This window comes from Streptomyces sp. NPDC021225 (assembly GCF_044332865.1).
Classification (GTDB): domain Bacteria; phylum Actinomycetota; class Actinomycetes; order Streptomycetales; family Streptomycetaceae; genus Streptomyces.
Map to the genome: position 1 here is coordinate 783,724 of NZ_JBIRPV010000005.1, position 12,936 is coordinate 796,659.

The 12,936-nt window shown below is 74.9% G+C and carries 12 protein-coding genes; 8 read left to right on the top strand and 4 right to left on the bottom strand.

Translation table 11 applies throughout. The features are described from left to right. Positions 1-8: 8 nt before the first annotated feature. Complete coding sequence (locus ACH4S9_RS25515; protein WP_398373954.1) at positions 9-1,553, bottom strand: helix-turn-helix domain-containing protein; 1,545 nt, start codon at positions 1,551-1,553, stop codon at positions 9-11. 280 nt (positions 1,554-1,833) lie between these two features. On the opposite strand from ACH4S9_RS25515, the gene ACH4S9_RS25520 reads away from it, so the two are divergent. Beyond that, a complete protein-coding gene (locus ACH4S9_RS25520) occupies positions 1,834-2,466 on the top strand; it encodes a hypothetical protein (RefSeq protein WP_398373955.1) in 633 nt (210 codons plus the stop codon). 257 nt (positions 2,467-2,723) lie between these two features. Here ACH4S9_RS25520 and ACH4S9_RS25525 read toward each other — a convergent pair whose 3' ends face one another. Beyond that, the gene (locus ACH4S9_RS25525) at positions 2,724-3,140 is read right to left on the bottom strand and encodes an SsgA family sporulation/cell division regulator (protein WP_311725606.1); all 417 of its coding nucleotides are present in this window, start codon (positions 3,138-3,140) and stop codon (positions 2,724-2,726) included. Positions 3,141-3,369: 229 nt separating this feature from the next. On the opposite strand from ACH4S9_RS25525, the gene ACH4S9_RS25530 reads away from it, so the two are divergent. Together ACH4S9_RS25530 and ACH4S9_RS25535 are read left to right on the top strand one after the other, a co-directional pair. Beyond that, positions 3,370-4,842, top strand: a complete 1,473-nt coding sequence (locus ACH4S9_RS25530; protein WP_398373956.1) for a zf-HC2 domain-containing protein — start codon at positions 3,370-3,372, stop codon at positions 4,840-4,842. A 167-nt stretch (positions 4,843-5,009) separates the two neighbouring features. Further along, positions 5,010-6,092, top strand: a complete 1,083-nt coding sequence (locus ACH4S9_RS25535; protein ID WP_398374017.1) for a WD40/YVTN/BNR-like repeat-containing protein — start codon at positions 5,010-5,012, stop codon at positions 6,090-6,092. Between the two features lies 1 nt (position 6,093). Here ACH4S9_RS25535 and ACH4S9_RS25540 read toward each other — a convergent pair whose 3' ends face one another. After that, the gene (locus ACH4S9_RS25540) at positions 6,094-6,393 is read right to left on the bottom strand and encodes a YciI family protein (protein WP_311725609.1); all 300 of its coding nucleotides are present in this window, start codon (positions 6,391-6,393) and stop codon (positions 6,094-6,096) included. A 30-nt stretch (positions 6,394-6,423) separates the two neighbouring features. Between ACH4S9_RS25540 and ACH4S9_RS25545 the strand changes: the two genes are divergently transcribed. After that, on the top strand, positions 6,424-7,167 hold the full coding sequence (locus ACH4S9_RS25545; RefSeq protein WP_361189915.1) for an endonuclease V: 744 nt from the start codon (positions 6,424-6,426) through the stop codon (positions 7,165-7,167). Positions 7,168-7,174: 7 nt separating this feature from the next. Here ACH4S9_RS25545 and ACH4S9_RS25550 read toward each other — a convergent pair whose 3' ends face one another. Next, positions 7,175-7,669: a DUF1203 domain-containing protein gene (locus ACH4S9_RS25550; protein ID WP_311725612.1), complete on the bottom strand. Its 495-nt coding sequence runs from the start codon at positions 7,667-7,669 to the stop codon at positions 7,175-7,177. Between the two features lie 187 nt (positions 7,670-7,856). On the opposite strand from ACH4S9_RS25550, the gene ACH4S9_RS25555 reads away from it, so the two are divergent. From ACH4S9_RS25555 to ACH4S9_RS25570, 4 genes are all read left to right on the top strand, one after another. Then, positions 7,857-8,795, top strand: a complete 939-nt coding sequence (locus ACH4S9_RS25555) for a dihydrodipicolinate synthase family protein (RefSeq protein WP_311725613.1) — start codon at positions 7,857-7,859, stop codon at positions 8,793-8,795. Between the two features lie 50 nt (positions 8,796-8,845). Next, entirely contained in the window at positions 8,846-10,324 is a 1,479-nt protein-coding gene (locus tag ACH4S9_RS25560) for a sialate:H+ symport family MFS transporter (RefSeq protein ID WP_398374018.1), read from the top strand. Between the two features lie 180 nt (positions 10,325-10,504). After that, complete coding sequence (locus ACH4S9_RS25565) at positions 10,505-11,638, top strand: CaiB/BaiF CoA-transferase family protein (RefSeq protein ID WP_311725615.1); 1,134 nt, start codon at positions 10,505-10,507, stop codon at positions 11,636-11,638. 69 nt (positions 11,639-11,707) lie between these two features. Continuing rightward, positions 11,708-12,922, top strand: coding sequence for an acetyl-CoA C-acetyltransferase (locus ACH4S9_RS25570; protein ID WP_358844687.1), 1,215 nt, complete (start codon positions 11,708-11,710; stop codon positions 12,920-12,922). Positions 12,923-12,936: the final 14 nt, after the last annotated feature.

Genomic DNA, 12,936 nt, shown 5'->3' on the forward strand with positions numbered 1-12,936 from the left:
AGCAACGCCTAATCATCGCGGTGCCAGACGTGTGTTTCGAACTGATAGCCGTACTCCGGGCGCCCCTTGACGGCGCTGGTGCGGAACGGCGCGCCGTGGTCGTCGATCCGTATCCTCCCCTCGCGGTCACCACTGGTCCACTCGAGCTCCAGGTACCAGTCGCAGTCGCAGCCGGACGTGCGGGCGTTGATCAGCAGCACCTCCGGGTCCGTGTCGGACACGCGATACGGAAAGCGGACGGCGGGGATCGGCTCGCCGGCGTCGTTGCCGTCCGTCGGGACGGCCAGCGGGCGGGCGGCGTCCAGGTTGACGGAGAAGAGACGCGGGGTCAGGGAGCCGCCGCAGCCGTTGTTCATCGCGAAGGACGACCAGGGCAGCGGGGTGCGCCGCCCCACCACCCGGACGTGCAGGTCCCGGAGCACCACGGCCGACTCGGAGCGGCCCTTCACCGTCACCTCCACGTTCGTGGTGCCGCCGTGCACCGCGCCATGGGCGGACGCCCAGGCCGCGGCGTCCTGCTCGACGGGCGGCGGGGCGACCTGGGACGGCGGGCGGTTGATGAGATAGCGGTGGTCACACCTGCTCTCCCAGACATGGGAGCGGGTGCTGAGCGTGAGCGGGGTGCCGCTGCCGGGCTTGTCGTCCCGGCCGCCCTCCGAGCCGCCCGAGCCGCCGCCGTCCGCGCCGCCGCCGGATCCGCCCCGTCCCGGCGACGCGGAGGGGGACGCGGCGCCGCGCCGCCCGCCGCCCCGGGGCGAGGCCGACGCACGCTCGTGTGCCGTGTCGTCCTTCTTCAGGTCGCCCCGCGCGGTGGGCCTGGCCGGCGGTGTGGACCCGGACGGGGCCGCCGAGGGCTCGGGGGACGCGGCGGCGTCCTTCCGCTCGTCCCCGCTGGGCGGCCGCACCTCCACGGCCGTGATGGCGAGGACGGCCGCCGCGGCCGCCCCGAGCACCAGCGCCCACGGCCGGGTCCGCCAGACGCGGAGCCCGGCCCCGACCGCCCCCACCGGCCGCCCGACCGCCCCGCCCGCCGCCGGAACGGACCGCAGCCGCCCCTGGTCCGCCGCGCGCCGGGCCTTCCCCGCGGCCTTCGCCGCCCGCGGGCCCGCGGCGCTCGTCGGCGGCGCGCCGCCCTCGGCGCCGCTCCCGGCCGCCCGGCCCGGCTGATCCGCCGCGGCGGCGCCATCGGGAGACGGGCCCGCCGCGACGCCGATCGTGTCGTCAGTCGCGTCATCGGTCGCGGCATCGGTGCTGCCGTCGGGCGGGGCCGGCCGGACGACCCCGCCGCGGCCGGAGGCCGCCCGTCTCGCCGCGTCCGCCAGGATCCACCGGCGGTGCAGGGCGACCAGCTCCTCCGGGGTGGCCCCGCACAGCCGAGCTAAGCGCTCCGCCATCGCGTACTCCGCCGGCACCGCGTCGCCGTTGCAATAGCGGTGCACCGTCGACGCGCTGACATGCAGCCGCGCCGCCAGCACGCCGTAGCTGCGGCCCGAACGGTCCTTCAGCTTGCGCAGACTCTCCGCGAACTCCGCGATCTCTTCCCCGCTGCCCACCTGAGCCACCCCCCATGAATCCATACACCGCCGCCCGCACTCACGTTCCACCGTTCCGCGACCGCGTTCCAGGCAGTTGTCATTCCCCCAAGTCAGAGTACGTGCAGGCATTCCCGCGTTCCGCATGCCGCGCCACCCCTGGCGGCGGCGGCACAGCGCCGCCCACGCTGGGGACCAGTCGCCGCGAGCGTTGCGGCGGATCACAGACCCGGGCCGCACACGCTCGGGCCGCACGACCCGGACCGCGTGGACGCGGACCGTAGAGACGGGGAAACACCGCATGCACAACCACAACCACAAGCGCTCCCGCCGCGCCGCCGCCCTCGGCGCGGCCGCCGCGGCCGCCGCCTTGGCCGTCGTCGGCGCCGGGCCGGCCCAGGCGAGCGTCCAGTCGGTTCCGGCCCACCTGGTGCCGAAGGAGCTGCCGCCGCACCCGGCGTCGGACTGGTACGCGAGCGACGTCACGAAGGGCCTGCCCGAGACCCCTCCGTTCTGCGTCGAGAACACCCTGCCCTCGGCGGGAGCCACCCACCGGACGTTCTGGACCGAGTACGACACGGGCGCCGCCCAGATCGTGGTCAGGACCCGGACGGTGGACGCCGCCCGGAAGCTCGCCGCGGCCGCCGAGAAGAAGATCCGGAACTGCGCCGCCGACTGGGAGCGGCAGTTCCCGCAGGGCACCGCCTCCTGGCGGGACTACGGCGCGCTCCAGGCCGAGGACGGGGCGCACGTCTACGGCGTCCACACCTCGTACCCGGACTCGGAGCCGGGCATCCACCTCTTCGGGGTGGGCCGTGACGGGCGGACGGTCACCATCGTCCGGTGGGGCGAGATGGGCGGATACGACCAGGCACCGCTGGCCGACTTCAGGCGGACCACGACGACCGCGGTCGTCAAGCTCTACCAGGAGTAGCGCTCAGCGGCGGCTGAGGGACGGGGGGAACGGGGGGAACGGGGGGACGGGGGAAGCGGGGGGCCGGGGTCCGTGCCCGGATGTGCCGGCTACGCGCGCGCAAGGGGGGTGCGCGTCGCCGTCACACTGAGCAACGGGCGCCGAACGGGGGGCGGGGGCAGGAGGGGGCGGGGCAGGGGGAAGCAGGGTGCCCGGGAGAGGGGGCGGGCCCGGCGTCGGCGCCGGGCACGGCGGGCACCGCAGGCGGCCCTGCCCCCTCAGGCCTCCCGCAGCAGCGCGGCCAGGCCGTGGTCCAGGTCCAGCCGCGCGCTCTCGCTGCCCTCCGGCACCAGGGCGTACGAGCGGCTGAGGAAGTGCCGGAGATCGTCGGTGTCGAACTGGACCATGGCCATGCCCTCCGGGGCGTGGAACTCCAGGACGGTGCGGTGCGGGCCACACGGCCACACCAGCACATCGCCGCTGCCCGCCGGGCCCCGCAGCCCGGCCGTCAGCAGCTCGCGCCCGAAGGTCCACTCCACCGCCGCCCCGTCGAGGGACGCGGCGGGCGGGAAGGAGACGCGCACGGCGAACGGGTCCTCGCGCTCGTAGCGCAGGCATGCGGGAATCGCGCGCGCCTCGGGCGTCGACGCGATGAGGCGGGCCTGGACGGCTTGATCGATGACGGTGGTGGTCAACGCCTGCTCCCTTGCGATCGGTGCGGGTCCTTGCCTCTCTCTACGCCTTTAAGACGTATGGGCGATCACCCCAGTGCACCCGCTGCGGACGTGACGTGTGTCACGACCATGTTTTCGGGTGGAGATGCGACATTTAGGCTTGCGGAATCCACGCAAAGTCTCAGGTGCCGTGCTGAGCTGTTACAAAACCGCGGCCGCGGCGAGGCATCACTTCAGGGGTTGTTCCACCATGACCGAAGGTCCCACAGCGCCGGACGCGCATACCTACATCCGGCGCCACCAAGACCACCATCCGCACCTCGTCGGCTTCGCCCGCACCTTCGTCGGCACTCCCTCGGCCGCGGAGGACGCCGTCGCGGAGGCGTACTTTGTCGTCTGGCGGCGGCTGCGGTCCGGTCAGTCCGTCGGCGACGTCCCGGCCGCCCTGAAGGCCGCCGTGCGCGACCTCGCCCTGGCCGCGGCGAGTCGCGACCGCGGGCAGACCGTCTCCTACGCCGAGCTGCTGGCAGGCGTCATAGAGGATCTGCCGCAGCGGTGGGTCAAGGCGCTCTGGCAGGCGGAGGCGGAGCGGCAGGCGCCGGTGGCGTCGACCGGCCGCCGGGGCGAGGCGGGGGTGAGCCCCGCCGCCGCCCTGGAGCGGGCCCGGGACGGCATGCGCCAGCACTTCCTGCGCGCCCAGCCGGGCGCCCCGGCCGACCCGGCCTGCGGGTGGTGCTGGGAGCGCCTCCCCGAGCACGTACGGGGCGTCGACTCCCCGTCCCAGGCGGAGCAGGTCGCGGTCCATGTGGCCGGCTGCGCGGACTGCCGGGCGCGCATGGAGCGGCTCATGGCGGCCGACGCCCGGCTGCCCGCGCTGGTGGGCCCGGCCCTGATGGTTCTCCTGGCCCGCGGGACCGCGGAGTACCTGGTGCCGCTCGCCCGCGAGGGCGGCGCGGTGGCCGCCCTGTCCTCGGGCGGGGCCCACGCCGCCCCGGCGACCGTCAAGCTGGCGACCGTGGCCCGCACCGCCGGCAACCGGGTGCGCGGGCGGGCGACCCGGGCAGGGCGGCCGGTCGCGGTCGCTGCCGCGGCCGGTGCGCTGGCCCTCGCGGGGGCGGCGGTCGCGGCCGGGCTGGTCCTGACGAACGGCGACTCGCCCGGACAGGACCAGGGCACGGCGGCCTCGACGCCCTCCTCCGCGCCGTCCTCGGACGGGTCCTCGCCGGCGTGGGGCGCGGAGTCGGCGCGGTCCGGCGCGTCGGGGCAGGCGTCGGGCGACGCCTCCTCGGGGCGCTCCGCCGCGGACGGCCCGTCGAGCGGCGCCGCAGACCGTTCGCCGTCCCCGTCCCCGTCCACGCCGTCCCCGTCGGCTTCGTCCGCTCGCGGCACGACCGGCGCATCCGGCGCCCCGCAGAGCGCGTCGGCGTCCCCGGCGCCGTCGGCGCCGACCACAGGGGCCGGCGGTGGCGGGAAGGCCACGGCGACGACCCCCACCCGGCCCCCGGCCACCCAGCCGACCCCGACGCGTACGCAGAGCGCCACGCCCAAGCCGACCCAGACCCCCGGCCAGACCGTGAGCGCGACGCCCGAGCCGACCGCGTCGCCGACCGAGTCGCCCGCCGCGGAGCCGGGCAAGCCGGCCAAGTCGAACAAGACGGCCGATGCGAGCGAGCAGCCTTCCGCGCCCGGCCGCGGCGGGGCCAACGGCTGGGACAACAACTAGGTCCCGCCGGCACAGGGGCGCCCGCTCACGAGCGGGCGCCCTTCGCGTGAGATCCCGCGATTCGGCGTCCGGCCTCACTCGCCCGTGGACGGCGTCCCGCGCATGGGCTAGCTTCCGGCCCCATGAGGGACAAGGGGATCAAGGGCATCAAGGGCATCAAGGGGACGATGAGACGCGCGGTGGCGGCCGGGGTGTGTGCTGCGGCGCTCGCGTCGGCGCTGGCCGCCGCGCCCGCGCAGGCCCAACCGGCGCGCGACAAGGGCCTGTCGGAGGCGGGGTGGCGGCTGAAGGACACCGGCACCGACGCCCGGTTCCGCGGGCTCGCCGCCGTCAGCCGTACGACGGCGTGGGTGGCCGGCTCGAAGGGGACCGTGCTGCGTACGCACGACGGCGGGCGCAGCTGGCGCGACGTGTCGCCCCCGGGCGCGGAGGGGCTGGAGTTCCGCGACGTCGAGGCGTTCGACGCGCGCCGCGCGGTGGTGCTGGCGATCGGTGAGGGCGAGGCGTCCCGGGTCTTCCGTACGGACGACGCCGGCGCGACCTGGACGGAGAGCTTCCGCAACACCGACCCGCGCGCCTTCTACGACTGCCTGACCTTCTTCGACGCGCGCAACGGCATCGCGCTCGGCGATCCGGTCGACGGCAAGTACCGCGTCCTGTCCACCGGTGACGGCGGCCGCAGCTGGCGCGTGCTGCCCTCGGACGGGATGCCCGCCGCGCAGCCGGGCGAGGCGGCGTTCGCGGCCGGCGGGCAGTGCCTGGTCAGCGCGGGGCGCCGGGACGCGTGGTTCGCCACCGGAGGCGCGGCCACCGCGCGCGTGTTCCACTCCGCGGACCGCGGTCGCACATGGACGGTGGCCGACGCGCCGCTCCCGGCCGGCGACCCGGCGCGCGGCGTCTTCGCGCTCGCCTTCCGCGACACCCGCACCGGCCTGGCCGTCGGCGGCGACTACCGCGCCGGGCAGCCCTCCCCGAAGGCGGCCGCGGTCACCCGGGACGGCGGGGCCGTCTGGACGGAGGCCGCCGAGCCGCCGCCCGCGTACCGTTCGGGCGTCACCTGGCTGCCGCACAGCCGTCGCGCCGCGCTCGCGGTCGGCCCGACGGGCACGGATGTGACGAGCGACGGCGGCCGCACCTGGCGCACGGTGGACCAGGGCTCGTACGACACCGTGGACTGCGCCGCGGACCTCGGCTGCTGGGCGGCGGGCGAACGGGGCCGGGTCGCGCGTCTGGAGCCGGCCGGGGGGTGAGTCAGGACGGCGGCTGCCGGCGGTGGGCGGCCAGCTCGGGAGCGGTCTTCGTGGCCAGGAACTCCGTGATCCGGTACTCGCACAGGCCCGCGACCGAGAACGGGTCGGTCGCCACGAGCCGCTCGACCCGGGCCCGGTCGTCGCCGACCGCCAGGATGATCCCGCCGTCCCGCGGCACCTTGCGGCCCGAGGCGATGATGTCGCCCGAGGCGTAGAGCCCCTCCAGCCAGGTCACGTGGTCGGGGAGCGCGGCTTCGATGCGCTCGATGGGCGCGGTGTAGGTCAGCTCCAATACGAACATGATCGCGAGGCTAGTAGCGTGGGGGACACCATGACCAGCACTTCCGACCCCGCTGCCGCCCCTGGGCCCGCCGCCGAGCCCAGCTACGAACTCCCGCCGGGCTGGCCGACGACGGAGGCCGAGGCGGCCGCTGCCCAGGAGCGGCTGCGCGGCTCCGTCCTGGTGGGCGGGGACCTGCCCGCGCCGGGCGGCGGCGCGGGCACCGTGGTGGGCGTGGACGTCGCGTACGACGACGAGCGGGGCGTGGTCGCGGCGGCCGCCGTCGCGCTGGACCCGCGCGGCCTCGCGGTCGTGGGGGAGGCCACGGCGGTCGGCCGGGTCACCTTCCCGTATGTGCCCGGCCTGCTGGCGTTCCGCGAGATCCCGGCCGTCCTCGACGCGCTGGCCACCCTGGACCGGCTCGGCCACCGCCCCGACGTGGTGGTCTGCGACGGCTACGGCCTCGCCCACCCGCGCCGCTTCGGGCTGGCCAGCCACCTGGGGGTGCTCACCGGGCTGCCCACCATCGGCGTGGCCAAGAACCCCTTCACCTTCCACCACGACGCCCCCGGCCCGCGCCGCGGGCAGTGGTCACCGCTCCTGGACGGGGCGGAGGAGGTCGGCCGCGCGCTGCGCACGCAGGACGGCGTGAAGCCGGTCTTCGTCTCCGTCGGCCATCGGGTGAGCCTCGCGGACGCCTGTGCGTACGCGCTGCACCTGGCCCGCGACTACCGGCTGCCCGAGACCACGCGGCGGGCCGACGCGCTGTGCCGCCGGGCGCTGGCGGGCGCGTAACCGGCGGTCAGCCGGCCGTCCGCCGCGTCTCCACCTGGAAGCAGCCGTACTCGACGGCGCGTACGTGCACCGCGACCACCTCCGGATCGCGGTAGACCTCTCTCAGCCCCTCCTCGATCGTCGTCTCCCCGCCGTTCAGCAGCAGCCCGCCGAGGATGTCGCCTTGGGCGGAGTACGCCCGCAGCACCCGCCGCTCGCCCCGCATGGCGTCCGGGTAGCCGCCGCCCGGCCAGCCGCCGCAGTCCTCGACGTGGATGAAGACCGGGCCCACCTCGCTGTACGGGCCGGGCGTGGCGCCCGTCTCGAGCGCCCAGCGGCGCAGCGGGGCGTACGAGACGAGCGCGATCGTCTCGCCCGGCCGGCTGCGGCCCAGGCAGCAGCGCAGCGGGTTGCCTCCCTCCTCGTCGACCACCATGCGCGGCGGATCGCCCGCGTCGTCGGCGATCCGCAGCTGCTTCAGCACCTCGGGCGCGATGGCCCGGATCTCGTAGTTCTCACTCATGGCGTCCATGCTGGCCGCCGGGGGTGGCGGGTGCTGGCGGGATTCGGACGGCGCGCTGGGGCCGGCGCCGATGCGTACGGGGGCTTGACACGGTGGTGGCGCTCCGTCAGATTCAGCCGCGAACATAGGACGTCCGACGTCCTGAATGACCGAAATATCCGTTCGATTGTCAGAAGGCTGGGTCTCGATGAGTCTGTCGACTCCGCTCACCGGTGTCGTCCCACCCCTGTGCACCCCGCTCACCCCCACCGGCGAGGTCGACACCCGCTCCCTCGCCGCGCTCGCCGAGCGGCTGATCGGCGCCGGGGTGAGCGGCCTGTTCGTCCTCGGATCCAGCGGCGAGGCCGCCTATCTGAGCGACCGTCGGCGGCGCGCCGTCCTGGAGACCGTGACCGAGGCCGCGGCCGGGCGGGTGCCGGTGCTCGCCGGGGTGATCGACATGACCACCGAGCGGGTGCTCGACCACGCCCGTACGGCGGCCGGGGCGGGCGTGGACGGCCTCGTCGCCACCGCTCCCTTCTACACCCGCACCCACCCGGTGGAGATCGCCGACCACTTCCGGCGCATCCGCGGCGGCGCCGGGCTGCCGCTCTTCGCCTACGACATCCCGGCAGCGGTCCACACCAAGCTCACCCCGGCCACCGTCCTCCCGCTCGCGGCCGAGGGCACGCTGGCCGGGCTCAAGGACAGCAGCGGGGACGACGGCGCGCTGCGCCGCCTCCTGGTCGAGGTGCGGCGACGCGGGCTGCACACCGCCTTCTCGGTGCTCACCGGCTCCGAGCTGGCCGTGGACGGCGCCCTGCTGGCGGGGGTGCACGGCGTCGTCCCGGGCCTCGGGAACGTCGACCCACAGGGCTATGTGCGGCTGTACGAGCACGCGCGGGCGGGTCGCTGGGAGCGGGCGGCGGCCGAACAGGACCGGCTGGCCGCCCTCTTCGCCATCACCGACGTCGGCGACCCGGCCGCGATGGGCGGCAGCTCCTCCGCCCTGGGCGCCTTCAAGGCGGCCCTGCACCTGCTGGGCGTCATCGACTGCCCGGCCACCGCCCCTCCCCAGGTGCCGCTGGGCGACGCCGCGGTGAAAAGCGTCCGCCAACTTCTCGAAAACGGAGGGCTCTTGCCGTGACCATAACCCCGCCCTGGTACCGGGAGGTCTCCCGGCGGCAGTGGAAGGCGATGTTCGCCGCCTGGATCGGCTATCTGCTCGACGGCTTCGACTTCGTCCTGATCACGCTGGTCCTGACGGAGATAGCCGACGAGTTCGACCTGAGCGGCGCGTCGGCCGCGAGCCTGGTCTCCGGGGCGTTCATCACCCGCTGGCTGGGCGGCGCCCTGCTCGGCGCGATGGGCGACCGCTACGGGCGCAAACCCGCCATGATCGCCAGCATTCTGCTCTACTCGCTGGGCACGTTCGCCTGCGGCTTCGCATGGGACTACTTCAGCCTCTTCACCGCCCGGCTGCTGATCGGCATGGGGATGGCGGGGGAGTACAGCGCGAGCGCGACCTACGTCCTGGAGAGCTGGCCGACCCGGCTGCGCAACCGCGCCTCCGGCTTTCTGATCTCCGGGTTCGCGGGCGGCTCGATCATCGCCGCCGAGCTTTACAAGTGGGTGGTGCCCCACTGGGGCTGGCGCTGGCTGTTCTGGATCGGGGTGCTGCCGGTGTTCGTGGCGCTGTGGGTGCGGCGCGCGCTCCCGGAGGCCGGGGACTGGAGCGCGGCGGGCGGCGGCGGGGCGGCGGACGGCAAGGGCGCCGGGGGCGGGGCGGTCGGCGGCGGGGCCGGCGGTGGGGCCGCTGGTGGGGCCGCTGGTGGGGCGCGCCCGAACCCGTTCGGGCCGCTGTTCACCGGGCGCGGCCGGGCCTCGCTGAACACGGCGCTGGCCGTGCTCGCGAGCGTCGCGCTGTTCTGCGTCTTCACCCCGGTGGGCAAGGGGCTGGTGTGGCCGCTGGCGCTGCTGGCGGCGGGCTGTCTGTTCGCCTTCGCCGCGCAGCTCGGCGGGCGCCGCCGCTGGGTGCTGTACGTGGCGCTGATGTGCACCGTGTTCTGCGCCTTCCTCTACAGCTGGCCCATCCAGGCGCTGCTGCCCACCTATCTGAAGGAGGAGCTCGACTATTCGCCGAGCGAGGTCACGGACATGATGTTCTACGCCGGGTTCGGGACCATGGCCGGCTGCTGGCTCGCCGGGTTCGTGGGGGACTGGCTGGGCACCCGGCGCGCCTACGCCTGGACCCTCCTGGCCTCGCTCGCCTTCGTCTTCCCGGTGTTCGCGGTGCAGGACAGCCTGGTCGGGCTCGGGGTGCTGCTCTTCTTCCTGCTCGCCCTCAGCCAGGGCATATCCGGGATCCTGCCCAAATACATCGCGAGCCACTTCCCGACCGAGACCCGGGCCGCGTCGCTCGGCTTCGTCTACAACACCGGGGCGCTCGGCGGCGCGGTGGCGCCGGTGCTGGGCGCCCACCTGGCGGAGGGCATGTCCCTCGGACGGGCGCTGGCGGCGCTCACCTTCGGGCTCACCCTGCTGGTGATCGTGCTGGTCGGCGGCAATGTCCCGCAGCGTCTCGCCCGGCTCACCGACCCGGAAGCACCCGATGACCACCTCGTGCCGGAGCGGCCGTTGTCGGCGGCTGCCGCTAGCGTGGAGAAGGCCGGGTGAGGACGGGCAACCACCGAGTCGGCCGACGCCCGCGCCCTGCCCGTCAAATACCCGGCGGACCAGCCTTTTTGAGTTTCCGTCCGGTTATCCACAGGCCCGCCGTGGGGGCTTGTGGAATGCCGGGCGCGTTCTTAGCATCAGCGGTGTTACAGCGGTAGTGTCACACGGTTTGGGGACGGCATGGCGGCGACAGAGCACGGCCCGCTGGCAGGGGTGCGCGTGGTGGAGCTCGCGGGGATCGGGCCGGGCCCGTTCGCCGCGATGGTCCTGGCCGATCTCGGCGCCGACGTCGTCCGCGTCGACCGGCCCGGCGGCCCCGGCGGGCTGAAGATCGACCCGGCGTACGACCTGGCCAACCGCAACAAGCGCTCCGTCCTCCTCGACCTCAAGACCGAGCCGGGCCAGGCGGCCGTGCTCGACCTCGTGGAGCGCGCCGACATCCTCGTCGAAGGGCTCCGCCCGGGCGTCGCCGAGCGCCTGGGCGTGGGCCCCGACGCATGTCTGGCCCGCAACCCCCGCCTGGTCTACGGCCGGATGACCGGCTGGGGCCAGCACGGCCCCCTCGCCGACACCGCCGGCCACGACATCGCCTATATCGCCGTCACCGGCGCGCTCGGCATGATCGGCGCCCCGGACGGCCCGCCCGCCGTCCCCGCCAACCTCCTGGGGGACTACGCGGGCGGCGCGCTCTATCTGGTGATCGGCGTCCTCGCCGCCCTCCAGCACGCCCGCACCTCCGGCGACGGCCAGGTCGTCGACGCCGCGATCGTGGACGGCACCGCCCATCTGACCGCCGTGATCCACGGCATGATGGCGGCGGGCGGGTGGCAGGACCGGCGCGGCGCCAACCTCCTCGACGGCGGCTCCCCCTTCTACGGCACCTACGAGACCGCGGACGGCGGCTATATGGCCGTCGGCGCCCTCGAACCCAAGTTCTACGCCGAGTTCATCGAGCTCCTCGGGATCGCCGAGGAGGCGCCGGGCCGCCGCGAGTTCGACCGCTGGGGCGAGCTGCGCGCCCTCATCGCCGCCCGCTTCAAGCAGCGCACCCGCGAGGAGTGGACGGCCGTCTTCGCCTCGTCCGACGCCTGCGTCGCCCCCGTCCTCTCCCTACGCGAGGCCCCCGGGCATCCGCATCTGGCCGCCCGCGCCACCTTCGTCGACCACGGCGGCATCACCCAGCCCGCCCCCGCCCCGCGGTTCTCCGCCACCCCGGGTTCGGTGCGCCGCCCGCCCGCCCGGCCGGGGGCGGACGCCGCCGAGGTGGCCCGCGACTGGGGCGTGCCGTCCTTCCCGCAGGAGGGCCCGCCGTGAGGCGCCGCGCCGCCGCCGCGCCCGTGCCGTGCCTCCCGCCCCGTCCGAACATCCCGAAAGGCTGCTGACGTGAGCACCGAAGCGTATGTATACGACGCCATCCGCACCCCGCGCGGGCGCGGCAAGGCCGACGGGGCCCTGCACGGCACCAAGCCGGTGGACCTCGTCGTCGGCCTCATCCACGAGCTGCGCCGGCGGCTGCCCGGCCTCGACCCGGCGGCGATCGACGACGTGGTGCTCGGAGTCGTCAGCCCCCTCGGGGACCAGGGCTCCGACATCGCGAAGGTCGCGGCCATCGCGGCCGGGCTCCCCGAGACGGTCGCGGGCGTCCAGGAGAACCGCTTCTGTGCCTCGGGCCTCGAAGCCGTCAATCTGGCGGCGGCCAAGGTCCGCTCGGGCTGGGAGGACCTGGTGCTGGCGGGCGGCGTCGAGTCGATGTCGCGGGTCAAGATGGGCTCCGACGGCGGCGCCTGGTTCGCCGATCCGATGACCAATTACGAGACCGGCTTCATCCCACAGGGCGTCGGCGCGGACCTCATCGCCACCATCGAGGGCTTCTCCCGCCATGACGTCGACTCGTTCGCCTCGCTCTCCCAGGAGCGCGCCGTTCAGGCGTGGAAGGAGGGCCGCTTCGACCGCTCGATCGTCCCGGTCCTCGACCGCGCGGGCCTCACGGTCCTCGACCGCGACGAGCACATCCGCCCCGGGACGACGCCCGACTCCCTGGCCGGGCTGAAGCCGTCCTTCGCCACCATCGGCGCCGCGGGCGGGTTCGACGCCGTGGCGCTCCAGAAGTACCACTGGATCGAGGCCATCGACCACGTCCACCACGCCGGAAACTCCTCCGGGATCGTGGACGGCGCGGCGCTCGTCGCCATCGGCAGCGCCGAGGTCGGCGAGCGCTTCGGCCTCACGCCCCGCGCCCGTATCGTCTCCGCCGCCGTCTCCGGCGCCGACCCGACCATCATGCTGACCGGCCCCGCGCCCGCCACCCGCAAGGCCCTCGCCAAGGCCGGGCTGACGATCGACGACATCGACCTGGTCGAGATCAACGAGGCCTTCGCGGCCGTCGTGCTGCGCTTCGCCCGGGAGATGGGCATCGACATGGACAGGATCAACGTCAACGGCGGGGCGATCGCCATGGGGCATCCGCTCGGCGCCACCGGGGCGATGATCCTGGGCACGCTCGTCGACGAGCTGGAGCGGCGGGGGCAGCGCTATGGGCTGGTCACGCTGTGCGTCGGCGGCGGCATGGGCATCGCGACCGTGGTCGAACGCGTCTAGGACACGGCCTTGGC